Below are 19,198 nucleotides of genomic sequence, written 5' to 3'. Positions count from 1 at the left end.
GCTGGTGCTGCTACCATACTATCTGTCTGTCATGCTGAGCTGGTCGCAGCACGGCTTAGCAAGCATGACGCTCTGTTAGCCAGCCCCTACTCTACCAACTGGGCGTAGAGCCGGTCCAGGGTTGCGGCGGCGTCGTCGCAGAGGCCGGGGTGCGTGGCCGAGGTTTGGACCACGGTGCTGCGGGTGGCCGTGAGCCAGCGGAAGCGCTCGGCCAACGACAGGCGGCCGATGGTGCCGCCCTCGGGCTTGCCCCGGCAGATTCGCTCGAAGGTTTGCAGGCGCAGGCGCAGCTCGTCCAGGTCCAGGCTGACGCTGGCAAAGGCTTGCAGGCGGGCTTCGGGCAGGGTGCAGCGGGTTTGCAGGAAGCCCTGGGCGCGGCAGTACACAATCACGCCGACGTTCAGAAACTCTTCGCGCTCCACGCGGGGCACCACGCGCAGCACGGCATACTCAAACAAGTGCTTTTCGGGCATCTTCGGCTTCCTGAACAAAGGTTTCTGAGGCGGCCAGGCGACTAGCCAGGAACCCGACGTAATTCTCGCGCTGCTCGGCCGCCGTAGCGTCACCGGCGGCCGCTTCTTCCAGCCACGCATCGGGCACGAGGGCCAGAATGGCGCGCAGCACTTCGGGCGTTAGTAGGGCGCGGTACTCGGCATCGACTTCGGCCAATTCGCTGGCCTGGGGCAGCAGCACGTGGTCTTTCACCTGCGGAAAGGCGCGGGGCCGGGGCGTCGCCCAGCCCGGGCCGGCGTGGTGCACGTAGAGGGCCGCACCGTGGTCAATCAGCCACAGCTCCTTGTGCCACATCAGCAGGTTGGTGTTGCGGGCAGTGCGGTCCACGTTCAGCGTCAGGGCATCGAGCCACACGATTTGCGAAGCCAGGCGCGGCGCCACGGTCGTCACCAGCGGGTCGAAGGTGATGGCGCCGGAGAGGTAGTGCAGCCCCAGGTTCTGGCCGGTGCTGGCTTGCAGCAAGTCCTGAATTTCCTCGTCGGGCTCGGAGCGGCCAAAAGCCACGTCGAGCTGGCAGAACACCAACTCGGGCATGCGCAAACCCAGGGCCCGGGCCAGCTCGCCCACCACCAGCTCGGCAATGAGGGCCTTGATGCCCTGCCCCGCGCCCCGGAACTTGACTACGTACATAAAGTTGTCGTCGGCCTCCACCAGCGCCGGCAGGGAGCCGCCCTCGCGCAGGGGCGTGACGTAGCGCGTCACCTCCACGGTTCGGAGCACAGGAATACGGTCGGGCATAGGGCAGGAATGGACGGGCAAAGAAAACGTAATTCCGGCAGTTTACGGGCAAAGCAGCCCGGCTGGCCATCAGACCGGGCCAGCGCAGCACCTGCGGACCGCCCACTACCCGGCTTGCGCTTTTCGGTGGCCGTAGTAAAATACCTAGATGTAGGTATTGGAGCAGGGCTAGCCGCGGAGGACCTTTGGCATACTGCCAAAGCGCATTTTTCACCATCCCTATTTCTCACCTATGATGCACCGTTACTCCCCGTGGCCGGCTTCGCCCCAGCCTACCTCTATTTCCCGCACGCTGGCCGGCGGCGCTTTGCTGGGCCTGCTGGCCCTGGCTTCCCAGCCGGCCTTAGCCCAGACGCTCAACTACGACGCGGTAAATGCCCAGAACGTGCTGGGTACCTACCAGGACCTGGGCAGCGCGGGCACCGTTATTCCGACGGCCAACACCGACGATGCCAACTCCGCACCCCAGAGCATCGGCTTTAGCTTTCCCTACAACAACACCGCGGTTTCGTCCTTTATTCTGAGCACCAACGGGTTTATCAAGCTGGGCAGCGACCCGCTCTCCGACCCGTTCCTGTTTTATGAATATGCCCAGACCGAGAACGTGCAAGGCACCACGGTATTTCCCGGCGGCCCCATTGCCAGCACCGATTCCCGCAGCAACAACATCGTCGCGCCTTTCTCCACCGACCTGACCAGCGCCACCGCCGGCGGCACCGAGTACCGGGTGGCTACCACCGGCACCGCCCCTAACCGGGTGTGCACCATCCAGTGGAAAAACGTGCGCGACAAGCCCAAGCAGGCTAACTCCGTTGTCTCCACCATCATCGGCACCCAGTACGACAACTTCTCCTTCCAGGTGAAGCTCTACGAAACCAGCGGACAGATTGAGTTTGTGTACGGCCCGAGCACGGCCGGCGCGGGCCCCGACGCGTTCCGGACCGTCGCTGTTGGCATCAAGGGCACCAATCCGCAGCCCGGCAACCTGGTTCTGGCCGATAAAAACTCGACGAGCCAGTGGTCGGTCAGCTCCTTTATTTCCACCAACTACTTCCAGGGCGACCCGCACAACGTGCGCAGCACGGTGCGCCCCGAGGCGGGCCGCACCTACCGGTTCCGGGCCAACGCGGCCAACGACTTGGCCGTGCAGGCCGTGTATACCCTGGGCCGCCTGCCCATTGGTACGCCGCACATCGTGCGGGCCAACATCCGCAACGCCGGCACCCAGGCCGTGACCAACGTGCCCGTGCGCCTCGACGTAAGCGGCATCAACTCGTTTAACAACACCCAGACCATCAGCAGCCTGGCGCCCGGCGCTTCGGTTACGGTTACGTTTGCGGCCTACACCAGCGGCAGCCGCCTCGGCAACAACGCCATTGCCGTAAGCGTGCCCGCGGATGCCTTCCCTAACACCGACCTGCGCACTGAAACCCAGACGCTGACGGAGACGACCTACAGCTATGCGCCCGTGCAGCTTAGCACGACCCCTACTTCGTACGGGTTTGGCACGCGGGCCGGTATTTCGGCCGTGCGCTACACCGCGCCCCGGGCCACTTCGGTGGTGTCGGTAACCAACTTTGTACCCGCCGACGGCAACTCGGTGGGTCAGGTAGTGTATGGAGTGGTAACCAATACTGCCGGCACTATCCTGGGCTCCACGCCCTCCTACACCGTGCGCACCGCCGACGTGGGCACCACCATCACCCTGCCCCTCACGGCTCCGGTGGCTATTCCGGCCGGCGACTTTATGGTGGGCATCGCCCAGCCAGTGGGTACGGTGGCCTACTACCCGGTGGGTATGCTGTTTGAGAATCCTGTCCGCTCGGGCTCGTTCTTCGACAACGGCAACATCAACGGCGGCGTCTTTGCCGACATTTCTACCAATAACTACGGCCCGCTGATGATTGGCGCCAACGTCACCAACACGGTTACCGGCACCAGCAAAGCCGCTGCCGCCGTAGCCTTCGCCCTGACGCCAAACCCAGCCAGCGCCAGCGCCCAGCTCACGCTGGCGGAGGGCTCGGCCACAACCCAGGAAATCAGCGTGCTGGATGCCCTAGGCCGCCAGGTTCGCACCCAGATGCTGCCCGCCCGTGCCACCCAGGCCCAGCTGACGGTAGCCGACTTGCCCCGCGGCGTGTACACGGTGCGCGTAGGCACCAGCGCCCAGCGCCTGGTGGTTGAGTAACAACTCCGGCTTTGTAACGAAAGCGCCCCTCCTGCCGGCCTCTACAATCGGGACGGCGGAGGGGCGCTTTTTTTGGCTTCGGTCTTTTGGTCCCGGGCCGGCCGGAGACGACCAGGCTCAGATGCCGGTGTGGCCCAGCATCGGGAAGCGGCGCTGGTGCCAGTAGGGGTAAATCGGCTCGGTGGCGCTGGCCGCGTCGAGGCGGGCTACCTGCTCGGCGGTGAGGTTCCAGCCCACGGCGGCCAGGTTCTGGCGCAGCTGCTCCTCGTTGCGGGCCCCCACCACGATGTTGACCACCGTAGGGCGCTGCAACAGCCAGTTCAGGGCCACCTGGGCCACGGTTTTGCCGGTTTCGGCCGCTACTGCGTCCAGGGCATCCACAATGTTGAACAGCAGCTCGTCGGGTACCTGCGGGCCCTGCCCCCCGCCCTGGGCCAGGCGGCTGGTCTCGGGTACGGGCTGGCCCCGGCGGAACTTGCCCGAGAGCAGGCCGGCCGACAACGGGCTCCAGACGATGGTGCCCACGCCTTGGTCGAGGCCCAGGGGCATGAGCTCCCACTCAAACTCGCGGGCGGCCAGGGAATAATACGCCTGGTGGCCCACGTAGCGCGCCCAGCCGTGGCGCTCGGCTACCGACAGGGACTTCATTAAATGCCAGCCCGAGAAGTTGGAGCAGGCAATGTAGCGCACCTTGCCGCTTTGAATCAGCGTGTCGAGGGTGCGCAGGGTTTCGTCCACGGGCGTATGGGCGTCGAAGCCGTGCATGTGGTAGATGTCGATGTAGTCGGTGCCGAGGCGGCGCAGGCTGTCGTCGCAGGCCTTGATGAGATGGTGGCGCGAGGAGCCGTAGTCGTTCGGGCCGGGGCCAGTGGGGAAAGTGGCTTTGGTGGAAATCAGCACCTCGTGGCGCCGACCGGCCAGAGTTTTGCCCAGAATTTCCTCGGCCATGCCGTCGGAGTAGCCGTTGGCCGTGTCGAACAGGTTAACGCCGGCCTCCAGGCAGATGTCAATCAGGTGGCGGGCTTCGTCGACCTGGGTGCTGCCCCAGGCTTTGAAAAATTCGTTGCCGCCCCCGAAGGTGGCGGTGCCAAAACTCAATACGGGAATGCGCAGGCCCGAGGCGCCCAGTTGACGATATTCCATAGTAATCAGAAGAGAAAGTAAGAAGCCAGATAACGGCCCGGTGCCAAGCGGGTTTCAGGGGTTACTTCTACCCGCTGTCCGCGGCCGATGTTGCCGTGTAAGACAAACCAGGCCGGCCGAAGTTTCGGGGCGCGGCGGGTAAGGCACGGGGCCGCGCGCTACGGTTAAGCTTACCGACTGGCGGCCGAAAGCTCGTCCGGAACGCTCAGGGGGCACTTTCGTAGGCAAGTAGAGCGAAGCCATTTCTCCCTCTTCTTACCCGTAGTCTTATGTTCGATAAACTGGAAACCCTCGACGACCTGTTTGAAATGCAGCTCAAAGACCTGTACAGCGCCGAAAAGCAGCTGGTGAAAGCCCTGCCCCAGATGGCGGAAGCGGCTAAGGATGGCCGCCTGCGCCGGGGCTTCGAGAAGCACCTGCGCGAAACGGAAAACCAGGTGGCCCGCCTCGAAAAAATTGCTGAGGCCCAGGACCTGGATATCAGCGGGCATACCTGCAAAGCCATGGAAGGCCTCATTGCCGAAGGCCAGGAAACCATGTCGGAAAACGCCACCGACGAGGTGATGGACGCGGCCCTGATTGCGGCGGCGCAGCGCATTGAGCACTACGAAATTTCGGGCTACGGCACGGCCGCCCACTTCGCCAAGCGCCTGGGCTACACCGACGCGGCCAAGCTGCTGCAGCAAACCCTGGACGAGGAACAACTGACCGACACCAAGCTCAACGACCTGGCCATCAACTACCTGAACGCCAAAGCCGAGTAAGCATCCTGTGGCTATATCGGAACCGGCCCTTTCTACCGTGCGGGAAGGGCCGGTTCTGATGTCCGGACGGCTTGAGCCAAGTGCGCCCTGTGCCGGCGGACTAAGAGCCAGACAATTACCCCAGGTGAGGCAGCAGCAGATAGTGGAGCAGGCCCGCCCCGGCACTGAGGCCGATCCAGAGAATCATGTTCAGCTTAAACCGGTAGAGGGCCACCAACGACACCAGCAGCCACACCAGGCTAGGCCAGTGCACCTGCCCCGCGGCAAGGCTGCCGGCCGGAAACAGCACCGCCCGGCCCAGGTACACGGCCAGGTTCAGCACCACGCCCACCACGGCCGCCGTGATAATACTGAGCACGGCTTTGAGGCGCGCATTGTGCTGAGTGCGCTCAATCAGCGGGGCGCCCACCAGAATAAAGACGAAGCAGGGCAAAAACGTGTAGTAGGTGGTAATGAGCAGGCCCAGCGCGCCCAGCACCAACGAGCCGCCGAAGTGGGTGTAGCCGCCCATAAACCCGACGAAGGCCAGCACCATAATCAGGGGGCCCGGCGTGGTTTCGCCCAAGGCCAGGCCATCGAGCATCTGCCCCTGGGTAAGCCAGTGCAGCTTCTCCACGCTCACCTGGGCTACGTAGGGCAGCACGGCGTAGGCGCCCCCGAAGGTGACGAGGGCAGCCTGGGTGAAAAACACGCTCAGCCGGCGCCAGAAGGCAAAGTCGGTGGCGGTAGCGGCCAGCACGGCCAGCGGCAGGCCCCACAGCACCAGCGCCGCGCCCAGCTGCCGCATCAGGCGCGGCAGGGAAAACCCAGCGCCCGGCACGACGGTGTGCGTGGTCAGAAAATAGCCTTCTTCGGCCTGCCGGGCCCGGGCCTGCGTCTGGGCCGTGGCGGCCGGGGCTGGGAAGAAGCGCTGGGCCAGCAGCGCCACCGCTGCCGCCCCCAGAATGAGCAGCGGAAAAGGTATGTTCAGCCAGAAGATGCCCACGAAGCTAGCCGCGGCCACAGCATAATGCAGCGGACTCAGCAACGACTTCTGACCAATCTTGACCATGGCCAGTACGATGATGGCTACTACGGCCGGCTTCAGGCCCAGGAACACGCCCTGCAGGGCCGGCAGCGTACCCACCGTGACGTAGAGCAGGCTTAGGGCCAGCAGAATAAACACTGAGGGCAGCACGAACAGAATACCCGCCGCCAATCCGCCCCGCGTGCCGTGCAGCAGCCACCCGATGTAGGTGGCCAGTTGCTGGGCCTCGGGGCCGGGCAGCAGCATGCAGTAGTTGAGGGCGTGCAAAAACTTGGCGTCGGAAATCCAGCGTTTCTGCTCTACCAGCACCGTGTGCATAATGGCAATCTGGCCGGCTGGCCCGCCAAAGCTGATAAAGCCCAGCTTCAGCCAGAAGCGCAGGGCCCGGGCAAAGCTGGGGCGAGCAACGGACGTAAGAATCTCGCTCATAGAACCTTACTGACAAGTGTACAAATATGAACGGGCGGCAAGGTACCAGGCCCCGGCAATATTTCCTGGCCGCGCCGTTCAAGCAGGCCAGTGCGTAGCCGCTCTGCTACGCTCCTGTAGCGGCCGTAATAGCCAGAAAGATGAATTTCTTATCTTAGAGAACCAAGCGCCAGGCCAAGGCAACCGGCCCGTGCCATCCGGAGCGGGGTTTTCCAGTGGAACTACCAGTTATCCGGCACTGCGCGGGGCCCAGGCTGCCGGGCGCTGGTTGCCGCTGCTGACACCCGTGGCCCCGGACCCGTTTCCTTCTCCCGGCCCGGCTGATTTCAGCTCCACCTTAACCCGCGGGGCCCTTCCGGAGTTTAGTAGAGCTACCACCCGGCGCCGCAACCGTGGCCCTTTCGCAACGTCCTTGTTTTTCGACCTTTCCCTCTGACTTCCTTTTCCTATTCCTATGTCTATCGAATCTGATAAGCCAGCTGGCCACGACGAGGCCCGGCGCACCTTTCTCAAGCAGTCGTCGCTGCTCACGGCCTTCACCATGGTGCCGGGCCCGGTGCTACAGGCGGCCACCTACGAGCTGGACGAAAAAGTGGCCGCGGCCTTCGAAAAAGTCCCGCTCCGGCTCGAAGTCAACGGCGTGAAGCACAAACTCTCGGTGGAACCGCGCACCACGCTGCTGGACTTGCTGCGCGAAAACCTGAACCTGACCGGCACTAAGAAAGGCTGCGACTACGGCCAGTGCGGGGCCTGCACCGTGCACGTGGACGGGCAGCGCGTGAATAGCTGCCTGAGCTTTGCCGTGATGCACGAGGGCAAGAAAATCACGACCATCGAGGGCCTGACCAACGGCGACAAGCTGCACCCCATGCAGGAGGCCTTCGTGAAGCACGACGGGTTCCAGTGCGGCTACTGCACCCCGGGCCAAATTATGAGTGCCGTGGCTTGCGTGCGCGAAGGCCACGCCGGCTCGGAGGGCGAAATTCGGGAGTACATGAGCGGCAACATCTGCCGGTGCGGGGCCTATTCCAACATTGTGGCGGCTATTCAGGAAGTGAAAAACGGAGGACAGAAGGTATGAACCAGTTCCAATACGTGCGGCCCACCAAGCCGCAGGCTGCCATCGACGCGGTAGCCAAGGACCAGAATGCCACCTTCATTGCCGGCGGCACCAACTTGGTGGACCTGATGAAGCGCGGCATTGCCACCCCGCAGAAGCTAGTCGACATCAACCGCCTGCCGCTGACCAAGATTGAGAAGGAAAACAACGGCCTGCGCATCGGGGCTCTGGCTCTGAACTCCACGGTGGCCGACGACAAGCAGGTGCGCCAGAAGCAGCCCCTGCTGGCCCTGGCCCTGAACGCCGGCGCCTCGGCCCAGCTGCGCAACATGGCCACCGTGGGCGGCAACATGCTGCAGCGCACCCGCTGCTCCTATTTCTACGACCTGGCCATGCCCTGCAACAAACGGGAGCCCGGCACCGGCTGCGGGGCCCTGGAAGGCATCAACCGCATGCACGCCATCTTCGGCTTCAGCGACAAATGCATTGCTGTGCACCCCTCCGATATGAGCGTGGCCCTAGTGGCCCTCGACGCCACGGTGCTCGTGAGCGGGCCCAAGGGTGAGCGGCGCATCCCGTTTGCCGACTTCCACCGCCTGCCCGGCGACACGCCCGAGAAGGACACCAACCTGGAAAAAGGCGAGCTGATAACCGCCGTCGACATTCCCGACGGGCCGTTTACCAAGCACGTGCATTACCAGAAAGTGCGCGAGCGGGCCTCCTACGCCTTTGCCCTGCTCTCGGTAGCCGCCGCCCTCGACATCGAAAACAACACCATCAAGGCGGCGCGGCTGGCCATGGGCGGCGTGGCCCACAAGCCCTGGCGCCTGACAGCCGCCGAGCAGAGCCTGGTGGGCAAGCCGGCCACGGAGGAAAGCTTCCGGCAGGCTGCCGCCATTGCCATGCAGGGCGCCAAGGCCTTCAAGCACAACGCCTACAAGCTCAAGCTGGGCCCCAACACCATTGTGCAAGCCCTTAAAACCGCTGCTTCGGCCGCGTAAGTACCCGACTTCCTATGAAAGAGCAAGCGCAGAATAAGCAGATCGGGGCCCCGATGGATCGGGTGGATGGTCGCCTGAAAGTAACCGGCGGCGCCAAGTACTCGGCCGAATACGAGTTGCCCAACATGGCCTACGCCGTGCTGGTGGGCAGCACCATCACCAAGGGCCGCCTCACCGGCATTGATACTAAGGCCGCCGAAAAGGCGCCGGGCGTGCTGGCCGTTATTACCCACTTCAACTCGCCTAAGGTGCCGGGCTTCGACACGGCCGGCAAAGACCCCTCGCAGCCAGCCACGGTGGGCGGTCCGCTGAAGATCTTTAAGGACGACAAAATCCGCTACAACGACCAGCCCATTGCCGTGGTAGTGGCCGACAGCTGGGAGCGGGCCCGCTTTGCCGCGCGGCTGGTGAAAGGGCAGTACGCCCCGGAAAAGCACAAAACCAACCTCGAAGCCAATGCTTCGGAAGCCTTCTTGCCCACGGCGGCCAAGAAAAACCCCAAGCACCCGATGAACGACTATCAGCGGGGCCAGGTAGACGCCTACAAGACGGGTGCCATCAAGCTGGAAAGTGAATACGTAATTCCCACCGAGGTGCACCACCCCATGGAATTGCAGGCCATTACGGCCCACTGGGAAGCCCCCGACCGGCTCACGCTATACGACAAAACTCAGGGCACCCTGGCCACCCGCCGCGACTTTGCCAAGGAGTGGAACCTGCCCGAGGAAAACGTGAAGGTCATTGCCACGTTCGTGGGCGGGGCTTTTGGCAACGCCCTGCACAGCTGGCCCCACGAGTCGGCGGCTATTATTGCTGCCAAAGTTGTGAACCGGCCCGTAAAGCTGATGCTGACCCGGGAACAGATGTTTACCAACGTGGGCTACCGGCCCTACACCTGGCAGAAGCTGGGCATGAGCGCCACTGCCGACGGCAAAATCACGGCCATTACCCACGAGTCTGTCGGCCAGACCTCGACCTACGAGGAGTTTACCGAATCGACCCTGGCCCAGACCCGGATGATGTACCAGTCGCCCAACGTGACGACGCGCTACCGCCTGGCTTCCCTCGACGTGTGCTCCCCGATCTGGATGCGGGGCCCCGGTGAAGCTACCGGCGCCTTTGCCCTGGAGTCGGCTATGGACGAAATGGCCCACCTGCTGAACCTGGACCCGCTGGAGTTTCGCCTGCGCAACTACACCGAGCAGGACCCCGAGAAAAACAAGCCCTGGAGCACCAAGTTTCTGAAGGAATGCTACCAACTGGGCGCCGAGCGGGTGGGCTGGAACAAGCGCCAGCTGAAGCCCGGCTCCCTGCGCGACGGAGAATGGCTCATCGGCTACGGCATGGGCGTAGGCACGTTTGGGGCCCACCGCGGGGCGGCCACCGTGGGCGCCCAGCTCCGGCCCGATGGCACCGTGCTGCTGCAGTGCGCCACCACCGATATTGGCCCCGGCACCGGCACCGTCATGACCCAGATTGCAGCCGAAACCCTGGGCCTGGACCCCAAGAAAATCCGGTTTGAGCTGGGTAATTCGTCGTTTCCGAAGGCTGGCACCCAGGGCGGCTCGTCCACGGTAAACAGCGTGGGCCCGGCCACCCAGGAAGCCTGCTTGGCCCTGAAAGAAAAGCTGCGCACCCTGGCCGGCGCCGCCTTTGCCTCGGCCAAAAAGGAAGATGTCACGCTCACCGACGGCTACCTCGCCCTCAGTGGCAGCCCCACGACCCGCGTCGCCTACGCCGACCTGATCAAGCAGGGCGGCGACAAAGCCGTGACCGTGGAAGCCAAGCCCGGCCCGGAAGGCCAGAAGTACTCGATGTACTCGTTTTCGGTGCACTTCGCCGAGGTGCGGGTGCACGAGCTGACCGGTGAAGTGCGGGTGAGCAAGCTGGTATCCTGCGCCGACGCGGGCACGATTATCAACGAGAAAACCGCCGGCAACCAGATGAAGGGCGGCGCCGTGGGCGGCATTGGCATGGCCCTGATGGAAGCAGCCCACATCGACGACCGGTTTGGCCGCTACGTCACCAAAGACTTTGCCGACTACCACGTGCCCGTGCACGCCGACTCGCCGGATGTGCAGGTGGCCTTCGTAAACCAGCCCGACCCGCACGTGAATGCCCTGGGCACGAAGGGCATCGGCGAAATTGCCATTATCGGGGTAGCTCCGGCCATTGCCAACGCCATATTCAACGCCACCGGCAAGCGCATCCGCGAATTGCCCATCACGCCCGACAAGCTGATTTAGGACAGCCGCAGGAACCTGCTGCTTTTTTCTGGCGGAGCCGGTCCTTACCGCATGTTGTGTTTGCTTATAAAGCCTCGGCCTGTGCCGGGGCTTTATCTTTACTCCGAAGTGCCACGGCCGCCGCTACTGGCAGGCTGGGCTGGGGGTTGGGGCGGGCACTGATCAGCTTGTGCAGCGGGTCTTCCACGAAGCGGTACAGCAGAATCGACAGCCCGTTCAGCAGCAGGAAGTTTAGGGCAATATTCTGGGTGACATACGTGTGCAGAAACACGCTGAAGATGCCCATGTGCGTCAGGTAGAAGGCATAGGAGCTTTTGCCCAGCAGCATAAAGAGCCGGGTTTCGAGCAGCCGCCGCAGCCACGTTTGCTCATGCATCAGGCCGTACAGCAAGAAGACGACCCCGCCCGGCAGCACGAAATTATTAATCACGATGCCCGGCAGGTTAAAGGAATCCAGGCCGCCCGCCGCGGGATTAACCCAGGCCAGCAGCAGAATGCAGGCACTTATCCAGAGCACTCCCGCCCAGGTCAGGTACGGTGGCAGGGCAGCCTAGCTGTGGTGGCGCAGAAACAGGGCCAGGCCCATGCCGGCCAGAAACTCGGCGCAGCGCCCCGGGAAGGTGTAGGTCAGCATATACAGGTGCGTGCCGAAGAATCCCATGTAGCGGGGCACCAATTCTACCGTCAGCACGCCGGTGGCCAGCAATGCCACGGCGTACACGGGCAGTAGGCCCCAGCGCAGCCATGCCTGCCTGACCCGCGCCAGGCCGAGCATCAGTAGGGGCGCCAGTGCGTAGAAGCATTCCTCTACCGTCAGAGTCCAGCCCGCCGCTACGCCCGTGAAGATGATGTTCTTAAAAAAGCCCCGTAGCAGCGTAAAGTTGAACAAGAGCATCAACTCCCGCTGGTAGCCGGTGTAGCCATGCCACTGCCGGGTAACGTCCTCGGTGACGCCCAACCCAATCAGCAGAAAGGTGAGCGAGGTCATCAGGAAGTACAGCGGATAAATCCGGGCGATGCGGTTACGGAAGTACTTTTTGAGCCAGCTGCCGCTGAGCTGGAGCCGGTCGATGTAGCGGGTACAAATCAGGAAGCCGCTGAGCACGAAGAAGATGCTCACGCCCATATTCCACTGGTGCACAATCTTCCAGAGGCCAGTACCGTTCTGAAAAGGGTTGAAGTGCGTGAAGAAAACCAGGTAGGCGGCGCAGGCCCGCAGCCCGGTCAGGGCCGGAAAGTAGCGCGAAACCGCAGGAGCCGTAAAGGCAGGAACAGGTGTGGCCAAGACAGAAGCAGTTCGTGAATGACATCACAATCTAACTTCATATATATAAAAATATTATTTTACAGATACTGAAATTTTTTTATTCCTAGCCACCAACTGCTCAACGCTTTACCTGCGCAGGCAGCAAGCCGCCCGCATCGAACGGATTTGAGGAATGACTTACGACGGGTTCGTGAAGTTCTAATCCACGCCGTCACCGGGGCGCAGCTAGGCAAATGAGCCGAGCGCCAGCTGAGCGCCGAAGCATCAATAGGTGAAGTCTTAACACGCAGAAACGCCCTGCCGGGCCAGCTGCCCGACAGGACGTTCCGTATCGTCCGGCTTTCCCTATTTGGCCGCCGGATACCAGTTGCGCAGCCGCACGTCAATCTTCTTGTTGGCGGCGGTTACCGTTTTCCGGAAGGCCTCTACGTCGCTCAGACCACTCTGGCCCCGGTAGTGGTACGGGTACACGATGCCCGGCTTGAAGGCCAAAACGCCCTGCGCAGCCTGCTTCTCATCCATGGTGTAGGGCAGGTTCATGCACACAAATGCCACGTCGATGCCCTTCAGGGCGCGCATTTCGGGAATGTCTTCGGTGTCGCCGGAGAGGTACACGTTTTTGCCGCCCAGGTTCAGCACGTAGCCGTTGCCCCGGCCTTTGGTGTGCATGGCGTCGGGGGCCTCGGGCAGATTATACATCGGAATAGCCGATACCGTCATGCCCAGCGTATCGAGCTTCTGCCCGTTGCCCAGAATGCGGACCTGCGCTTTGTACTCGGCCGGCAGCTTGTCGGCCACCGCCGCGGGCACGACCATCAGGGCCTTGCCCACGGAGAGGCCGGCCAGGGTTTTGGGGTCCAGGTGGTCGCCGTGAATATCAGTTATCAGGATAACATCGGGCGCGGCCAGCCCGGCATAGGCTTCCGCCCCGCCGTAGGGGTCCACGTAAATGGTCTTGCCGTTCCAGCTGAACACCACGCTGCCGTGCGTAATAGGCTGCACCGTAATCGGACCTTTTTTGGTCGTAATCTGGTCGGCGGCTACGCGGGGCGAAGCGGTGGGGGGTGTGGTCTGGGCCTGCGTCTGCGCAGCAAATGCCGCCAGGGCGGCCGTAAGAATAAGGGTGGACTTCATCGGTTTTACTGCCTGTTGGGAAAAGGTTGTGAGCGAATTTTCTTCAGTAGCCTGGCCCCGCAGGGGTAGCCGCCTCCGAAAACCGTGACAATAACCTCGTCGCCCCGCACAAGTTCAGGAACGGGAAGTAGAATCCCGGAAGCAACCACACCCAAGGCATTTGCGCCGGCAGGCGCACAGCCTCTTCCGACTGCCGCCCCCCCGGCCAGCGCGGGGAAAGCATAAATGCCTGCTGGTAGAACTAATCTGGCATTCAGCTGTATATTCGCTGTTACTCGTCTCGTAAGTGTCTGTTAAATTTTAATTTGTGTGAAGTCTGCTTCCGTACCAACTTATGCTTCCCGGCCGGATGCTGCCTTGCTTGAGGCAATGCAGGCGGACGATGAAACAGCTTTTGCGGAGCTCTATAAACGGTATAGCTACCAACTGTTCAACGTGGCGTACGGGAAGCTCAAGAACCGGGAAGTTGCCGAGGAGCTGGTGCAGGATTTGTTCGAAACCCTGTGGAGCAAACGCCACGACGCGCACATTCAGCAGCTGAGCCACTACTTATTTTCGGCCATTCGCTACCGCATCATCAACTACATTAAATCGGAGAAGGTCCGGACGAGCTACGAGCTTTTCTGCCGCCTCAACCTCTCTGACGCCGACACAAACACGGAAGCAACCGTGGCTCTTAATGACCTGAACGAGGCGCTGGCAGCGGGCATGCAGCACCTCTCCGAAAAAACCCAGGAGGTCTTCCGCCTGAGCCGGTTGGAGCAGTATACCATTCCCGAAATCTCGGTGCGCGTGAACCTGTCAGAGAAAACGGTGGAGTATCACCTACGGAAGTCACTCAAGCTAATGCGGCGCTACCTGCGCAATTTCCTCACGCTGCTGTGGCCTTTTTTGTTTTTTATTAAGTAAATAATTATCTGACAATAAGCAACTTACTATAATAAACAGCTAAAATATGCTGCGCGGGTAAAAATAAATACGGTTGGCGTTGAGGGTAATCGGCGACTTGGGTGACTTGCTAGTCAGAACCCCGCCAAACCCTGCGCCCCGTGACGGAATCCGAATTTCATAAGCTTCTTCAACGCTACCTCGTTGGTCAGTGTACGCCCGAGGAACAGGCGTTGGTCGAGCACTGGTACGACCAGTTGGAACAGGCGGAAGGACCAGTCCTGCGGGCCCAAAATCAGGCAGAGGTGGAACAGGCCATATGGGCGCGGCTCATGCAAAACCGGCGTTCGGTCAGGCCCGAGCCCCGGGTGGTGCCGATGTGGGAATCGTCGCCATTGCGCTGGGCCGCGGCCCTAGTCCTGCTGGCCGTCAGCATCGGCTTGCTGATGCTGGCTACCAACCGGTTGCAGATGCCCGCTCCTCTTACCCCGGTTGCTTCCGTGGACGGGTGGCTGCAGCAAACCAACCCAACCCAGCAGGTGCAGTACTTCCGGCTGCCCGACAGCAGCCGCATCAGCCTGCACCCGGGCAGTAGCCTGCGCTACCGCACGGCCCTGGCGGGCCCCCGCCGGGAAGTGCACCTCGAGGGCGAGGCCTTTTTCGAGGTCAGCAAAAATCCCCGGCGCCCTTTTCTGGTGTTCACCAAACAGGTGGTCACAACTGTGCTCGGCACCAGCTTCCGCGTGAAAGCCGCAGCCGGCCAGGATGCTTCGGTGGCAGTACTGGAAGGCAAGGTGGCCGTACAGGCCCGGGAGGGTGCCCAGCTCGATGCCTCGCCCGCGCACCCCGCAGCCCTGGGCGTGCTGCTGCTGCCCAACCAGCAGGTGGTGTACTCGGCAGCGCGGCGCCACCTGAAGAAGGAACTGGTAGACCGGCCGGTGGTGCTGGCACCACAGCCCTTCGAGTTTGAGGCGCGGCCCGTGGCCGAAGTACTCGGGGCGTTGGAAAAAGCCTACGGCGTCGACATCGTGTACGACAAAGCCAAGCTGGCCAACTGCACCGTCAGCATCACCTTCTACGACGAGCCTTTGTTCGAAAAGCTGGGCTTGCTGTGCAAGTCGCTGGGGGCCTATTACACGCTTTCCGACGCGAGCATCCTCATTCACAGCGAAGGCTGCCAGAGCCAGCTAGGCGGCTAGGCCCGGCCGGAAACTTCCTCCAAAAAGCCCGGCACCATACTATCAGCTCAGTCCTTAAACAATGCTACATACTTACTTAATCGATTGCGAAGACAGGTCCCCTCTTCTCGTCTTTTTTCAAATTCCCACAACTCACTTCCCCCTACTCCATGAAAAAAATTGTACAGTTCCCACCACCCGCTTGGTCGGCGGCGAGGCTTCTGCTGCAAACGACGATGGTGTGCCTGCCGGCCTTAGCCGTAAGCGCGCGTCCCGCTGCTGAAGGCGCTGCAGCATCCCGCCTGGTATTGGCGCAGGGAGTACTCGAGCAAAAGATTACTCTGCAGGTAGAAGCACAAACGATAAAGGAAACTCTCAGTCAAATTGCCCGGCAGGCCAATATCCGGTTTGTATACAGCCAGCAACTGGTGGGCGCCGACCGCAAGGTGAGCATCAACGCCCAGGACGCGCCTTTACTGGCCGTGCTGGACGAAGTGCTGGCGCCGCTCAAGATTCAATACGAAGTAGCCAACAAGCGCGTGGTTCTGCGCGCGTCTTCCAAGTCTGTTTCCGCAAACGATTCCGGTAGGCCCGACGTGCCCGTATCCGGGCGGGTAGTTGATGCGAAAGGCGACGGCATCCCTGGCGTGACGGTGGTGGTGAAAGGAACGGCTATTGGCACCGGCACCAGCCAGGACGGCAGTTTCACGCTGCAGGCCCCCGAAAACAGCGTGCTGGTGTTCAGCTTCGTGGGCTACGCCCGTCAGGAAGTACCTGTAACCGGAGCTACTACTTCCCTGAGCGTGACGCTGGCCGAAGACAAACAGGCCCTGAGCGAAGTGGTGGTTATCGGCTACGGCACGGCCCGCAAAAGCGACCTGACCGGCTCGGTGGCTTCCGTGAGTGGGGCCCAGCTGACCCAGGTGGCTACTTCCGACCCCGTACAGGCCCTGCAGGGCCGCGTGGCCGGCGTGGAGGTGACATCTAACAGCGGCCAGCCCGGCTCGGGCACCCGCATCCGGGTGCGGGGCGTGGGCACCATCAACAACAGCGACCCGCTGTACGTGGTGGACGGCATCCAGACCAGCGACATCGGCTTTTTGCTGCCCGCCGACATCGAGTCGACGGAGATTCTGAAGGATGCTTCCGCAACGGCCATCTACGGCTCGCGCGGGGCCAACGGCGTGGTGCTCATCACCACCAAGCACGGCAAGGCGGGCGCCACGCAGTTTAACCTGTCGGGCTACACGGGCTTCCAGCAGATTCGGCGCACCCTGCCCCTGACCAACGCGGCCCAGTATTCAACGCTTGTGCTGGAGGCTTTCACCAACGCCGGCAAAGCCCTGCCCGACTACGCCCCGCTGCTGCAGAATGCCATTGCCACCAACGCCGAGGGAATTGACTACCAGGACCTGGTCACGCAGACGGGCCTGATTACCAACTACAGCCTGTCGGCCTCGGGTGGCACCGAGCAGAACCGCTACCTGGTGAGTGGCAGCTACTTCCAGCAGGACGGCATTATCAAGAACTCGGGCTTCAAGAAGTACGTGATTCGGGTGAATGACGACATCGTGCTGACCAAGCGCATCAAGGCGGGCGTGGCGGCCACGTTCACCAACAACAACCAGACGGGCAGCGGCGACGGCCAGGGCGGTTCGCAGCCCTACCTGGTGCTGCAGTATGCCCTGCAAACCAACCCGGTGCTTAACCCGTTCGGCCCCAACGGAACCTACAACGAGGACAACATCACGCGCAACGCCCTGAACGTGCCGCGCTACCTCGACGAGCAGAAGCTGAACAAAATACAGAACAACAACCTGTTCAGCAGCAGCTACCTCGATGTGGAGCTACTGAAAGGCCTCTCGTTCCGCTCCACGTTTGGCATCAACTACTTCAACAACCACCCCAAGGTTTACCAGCCGCAGTACTACATCGGCCCGGTGGACCAGCGGGCCCAGAGCGCGCTGATTGAGACGCGCAATGAGAACGTTTCGTGGGTGTGGTCAAACTACGCCAACTACACCAAGACCTTCGCCGACAACAGCTCCTTCTCGGCTACCCTGGGCCAGGAAGCCCAGCGCGGCTACGGCAACGGCATCTCCATTACGGCCTTCAACGTGCCGGCCGATGCCTCGCTGCAGTACGCTTCGGCCTCGCGCAGCACCGGCAACGTGGTGCGTAGCTCGCAGTACGACGGGAGCCTGTCCTCCTACTTCGGCCGTGCCAACTACAATTTCCGGGACCGGTACCTGGTGACGGGTACGCTGCGCCTGGATCAGACCTCAAAGTTCCTGGGGCCCGTGCGCAAGGGCTACTTCCCCTCCGTGGGCGCCGCCTGGAACATCTCCAACGAGCGGTTCCTCAAGGACATCAGCTACCTGTCGGTGCTGAAGCTGCGAGCCAGCTACGGCCAGGTGGGCAACCAGAACGCGGCCCCCAACTACGGCTATGCCTCGGTGGCCAGCAACAACCAGACCTACTCCTTCAACGGCGTGGCCGCGCCCGGTTTGGCCATCAGCCAGATCAACAACCCGGACCTGAAGTGGGAAACGGCCATTACCACCGACGTGGGCGTGGATGCCGAGTTTTTCGACAGCCGCCTGACGTTGACCGCCGACTACTTTGAGCGCCGCACCCAGGACATGATTGCCCTGCTGCCGGTGCCCGACTACGTGGGTCAGGCCCCGGCCAGCGCCAACGTGGGCGCCCTGCGCAACCGCGGTCTGGAGCTGGCTCTGAACTACCGCAACGAGATAGGCAAGCTCCAGTACAACGTGGGGCTGAACTTCACCAAAATCAACAACGTCGTGACCGATCTGGGCGGTGCTACCCCCATTGCCAGCGGTAACGTGCTGACCCAAATCAACAACACCACCCTCACCGACGTGGGCCGCGAAATAGCGTTCTTCTATGGCCTGAAGGCCGATGGCGTGTTTCACAACCAGGGCGAGATTGATGCCTATCGGAACGCCGACGGTGGACTGGTGCAGCCCGGCGCGGTGCCCGGCGACGTACGCTACCAGGATACCAACGGCGACGGCGTGATTACGGCCGCCGATAACACCTACCTCGGCAGCGGCACCCCCGACTTCAGCTACGGCGGCTCGCTGAGCCTGAGCCACTCGGGCTTCGATTTCAAGGTGCTGCTCTACGGCGTGGAAGGCGCCGAAGCGCTGAACGGCGCGGCCTTCAACCTGAACAAGTCGGCCGACTTTGTGGGCGTGTGGAGCAACTTCTACGCCAGCCGCATGGACCGCTGGACCCCGAGCAACCCGAACAGCAACCAGCCCCGCGTGACCTCGACCGACACCAACGGCAATGACCGCATGAGCAGCCGCTACGTGGAAGATGCCAGCTACCTGCGCGCCCGCAACATGGAGCTGGGCTACACCTTGCCCCAGTCGCTGCTGGGCAAGGTGCAAGTGACCGGCGCCCGGGTGTTCGTCTCGGTAGATAACGTGTTTACCCTCACCAAGTACACGGGCTACGACCCCGAGATTTCGACCGCTGCGTTCTACAACAATCCCCTGGCCTACGGCGTGGACTACGGCAACTACCCGCAGGCGCGCACTTACCGCCTGGGCTTCAACCTGCAGTTCTAACCCACTATGTCCTACCTCCC

The 19,198-nt window shown here is 62.2% G+C and carries 15 protein-coding genes; 8 read left to right on the top strand and 7 right to left on the bottom strand.

Annotation, left to right across the window (positions count from 1 at the left end; translation table 11 throughout):
* Positions 1 to 86: 86 nt before the first annotated feature.
* Together LGH70_RS10305 and LGH70_RS10300 are read right to left on the bottom strand one after the other, a co-directional pair.
* Complete coding sequence (locus tag LGH70_RS10305) at positions 87 to 473, bottom strand: DUF3037 domain-containing protein (protein WP_226185156.1); 387 nt, start codon at positions 471 to 473, stop codon at positions 87 to 89.
* Positions 451 to 1,251, bottom strand: a complete 801-nt coding sequence (locus tag LGH70_RS10300; RefSeq protein WP_226185154.1) for a HipA family kinase — start codon at positions 1,249 to 1,251, stop codon at positions 451 to 453. The genes LGH70_RS10305 and LGH70_RS10300 overlap by 23 nt, the downstream gene beginning before the upstream one ends.
* Before the next feature lie 232 nt (positions 1,252 to 1,483).
* Here LGH70_RS10300 and LGH70_RS10295 point away from each other — a divergent pair, with 232 nt between their 5' ends.
* A complete protein-coding gene (locus LGH70_RS10295) occupies positions 1,484 to 3,439 on the top strand; it encodes a T9SS type A sorting domain-containing protein (protein ID WP_226185149.1) in 1,956 nt (651 codons plus the stop codon).
* 117 nt (positions 3,440 to 3,556) lie between these two features.
* Here the strand turns inward: LGH70_RS10295 and LGH70_RS10290 are convergent, their stop codons facing one another.
* Positions 3,557 to 4,582 carry an aldo/keto reductase gene (locus LGH70_RS10290; RefSeq protein ID WP_226185148.1) on the bottom strand — a complete coding sequence of 342 codons (1,026 nt, stop codon included), beginning with the start codon at positions 4,580 to 4,582 and terminating at the stop codon, positions 3,557 to 3,559.
* 269 nt (positions 4,583 to 4,851) lie between these two features.
* On the opposite strand from LGH70_RS10290, the gene LGH70_RS10285 reads away from it, so the two are divergent.
* Positions 4,852 to 5,346 (top strand): YciE/YciF ferroxidase family protein, encoded by a 495-nt coding sequence (locus tag LGH70_RS10285; protein ID WP_226185147.1) that lies wholly within the window; start codon positions 4,852 to 4,854, stop codon positions 5,344 to 5,346.
* 115 nt (positions 5,347 to 5,461) lie between these two features.
* On the opposite strand, the gene chrA is transcribed toward LGH70_RS10285, so the two are convergent.
* Positions 5,462 to 6,802 (bottom strand): chromate efflux transporter, encoded by a 1,341-nt coding sequence (chrA, locus tag LGH70_RS10280; RefSeq protein ID WP_226185146.1) that lies wholly within the window; start codon positions 6,800 to 6,802, stop codon positions 5,462 to 5,464.
* A gap of 454 nt (positions 6,803 to 7,256) precedes the next feature.
* On the opposite strand from chrA, the gene LGH70_RS10275 reads away from it, so the two are divergent.
* From LGH70_RS10275 to LGH70_RS10265, 3 genes are read left to right on the top strand one after another with little or no spacing between them, the layout of a single operon-like run.
* Entirely contained in the window at positions 7,257 to 7,883 is a 627-nt protein-coding gene (locus LGH70_RS10275) for a (2Fe-2S)-binding protein (protein ID WP_226185145.1), read from the top strand.
* On the top strand, positions 7,880 to 8,863 hold the full coding sequence (locus LGH70_RS10270) for an FAD binding domain-containing protein (RefSeq protein ID WP_226185144.1): 984 nt from the start codon (positions 7,880 to 7,882) through the stop codon (positions 8,861 to 8,863). The genes LGH70_RS10275 and LGH70_RS10270 overlap by 4 nt, the downstream gene beginning before the upstream one ends.
* A gap of 14 nt (positions 8,864 to 8,877) precedes the next feature.
* The gene (locus LGH70_RS10265) at positions 8,878 to 11,109 is read left to right on the top strand and encodes a xanthine dehydrogenase family protein molybdopterin-binding subunit (protein WP_226185143.1); all 2,232 of its coding nucleotides are present in this window, start codon (positions 8,878 to 8,880) and stop codon (positions 11,107 to 11,109) included.
* 64 nt (positions 11,110 to 11,173) lie between these two features.
* Here LGH70_RS10265 and LGH70_RS10260 read toward each other — a convergent pair whose 3' ends face one another.
* The 3 genes from LGH70_RS10260 to LGH70_RS10250 form a co-directional block, all read right to left on the bottom strand.
* Positions 11,174 to 11,626, bottom strand: coding sequence for an acyltransferase family protein (locus LGH70_RS10260; RefSeq protein WP_226185142.1), 453 nt, complete (start codon positions 11,624 to 11,626; stop codon positions 11,174 to 11,176).
* Between the two features lie 33 nt (positions 11,627 to 11,659).
* On the bottom strand, positions 11,660 to 12,394 hold the full coding sequence (locus tag LGH70_RS10255; RefSeq protein WP_226185141.1) for an acyltransferase family protein: 735 nt from the start codon (positions 12,392 to 12,394) through the stop codon (positions 11,660 to 11,662).
* 327 nt (positions 12,395 to 12,721) lie between these two features.
* Entirely contained in the window at positions 12,722 to 13,510 is a 789-nt protein-coding gene (locus LGH70_RS10250) for an MBL fold metallo-hydrolase (protein ID WP_226185140.1), read from the bottom strand.
* 309 nt (positions 13,511 to 13,819) lie between these two features.
* Here LGH70_RS10250 and LGH70_RS10245 point away from each other — a divergent pair, with 309 nt between their 5' ends.
* The 3 genes from LGH70_RS10245 (at position 13,820) to LGH70_RS10235 (ending at position 19,178) form a co-directional block, all read left to right on the top strand.
* Positions 13,820 to 14,419: an RNA polymerase sigma factor gene (locus LGH70_RS10245; RefSeq protein ID WP_348533745.1), complete on the top strand. Its 600-nt coding sequence runs from the start codon at positions 13,820 to 13,822 to the stop codon at positions 14,417 to 14,419.
* Positions 14,420 to 14,559: 140 nt separating this feature from the next.
* Positions 14,560 to 15,597, top strand: a complete 1,038-nt coding sequence (locus LGH70_RS10240; protein ID WP_226185138.1) for a FecR family protein — start codon at positions 14,560 to 14,562, stop codon at positions 15,595 to 15,597.
* A gap of 149 nt (positions 15,598 to 15,746) precedes the next feature.
* On the top strand, positions 15,747 to 19,178 hold the full coding sequence (locus LGH70_RS10235; protein ID WP_226185137.1) for a TonB-dependent receptor: 3,432 nt from the start codon (positions 15,747 to 15,749) through the stop codon (positions 19,176 to 19,178).
* The last annotated feature ends 20 nt before the right edge of the window (positions 19,179 to 19,198 follow it).

Source organism: Hymenobacter nitidus, assembly GCF_020447315.1.
Classification (GTDB): Bacteria; Bacteroidota; Bacteroidia; order Cytophagales; family Hymenobacteraceae; genus Hymenobacter; species Hymenobacter nitidus.
Note: the sequence above shows the minus strand (reverse complement) of the source record. Positions and strands in the feature narration are given on the sequence as shown.

What these genes read in the sequence shown, in the direction of transcription:
- LGH70_RS10275 (WP_226185145.1), top strand. Translation starts at nt 7,257, where the DNA reads ATGTCTATCGAATCTGATAAGCCAGCTGGCCACGACGAGGCCCGGCGC.
- LGH70_RS10300 (WP_226185154.1), bottom strand. Translation starts at nt 1,251, where the DNA reads ATGCCCGACCGTATTCCTGTGCTCCGAACCGTGGAGGTGACGCGCTAC.
- LGH70_RS10305 (WP_226185156.1), bottom strand. Translation starts at nt 473, where the DNA reads ATGCCCGAAAAGCACTTGTTTGAGTATGCCGTGCTGCGCGTGGTGCCC.
- LGH70_RS10265 (WP_226185143.1), top strand. Translation starts at nt 8,878, where the DNA reads ATGAAAGAGCAAGCGCAGAATAAGCAGATCGGGGCCCCGATGGATCGG.
- LGH70_RS10290 (WP_226185148.1), bottom strand. Translation starts at nt 4,582, where the DNA reads ATGGAATATCGTCAACTGGGCGCCTCGGGCCTGCGCATTCCCGTATTG.
- chrA (WP_226185146.1), bottom strand. Translation starts at nt 6,802, where the DNA reads ATGAGCGAGATTCTTACGTCCGTTGCTCGCCCCAGCTTTGCCCGGGCC.
- LGH70_RS10235 (WP_226185137.1), top strand. Translation starts at nt 15,747, where the DNA reads ATGAAAAAAATTGTACAGTTCCCACCACCCGCTTGGTCGGCGGCGAGG.
- LGH70_RS10285 (WP_226185147.1), top strand. Translation starts at nt 4,852, where the DNA reads ATGTTCGATAAACTGGAAACCCTCGACGACCTGTTTGAAATGCAGCTC.
- LGH70_RS10270 (WP_226185144.1), top strand. Translation starts at nt 7,880, where the DNA reads ATGAACCAGTTCCAATACGTGCGGCCCACCAAGCCGCAGGCTGCCATC.
- LGH70_RS10250 (WP_226185140.1), bottom strand. Translation starts at nt 13,510, where the DNA reads ATGAAGTCCACCCTTATTCTTACGGCCGCCCTGGCGGCATTTGCTGCG.
- LGH70_RS10295 (WP_226185149.1), top strand. Translation starts at nt 1,484, where the DNA reads ATGATGCACCGTTACTCCCCGTGGCCGGCTTCGCCCCAGCCTACCTCT.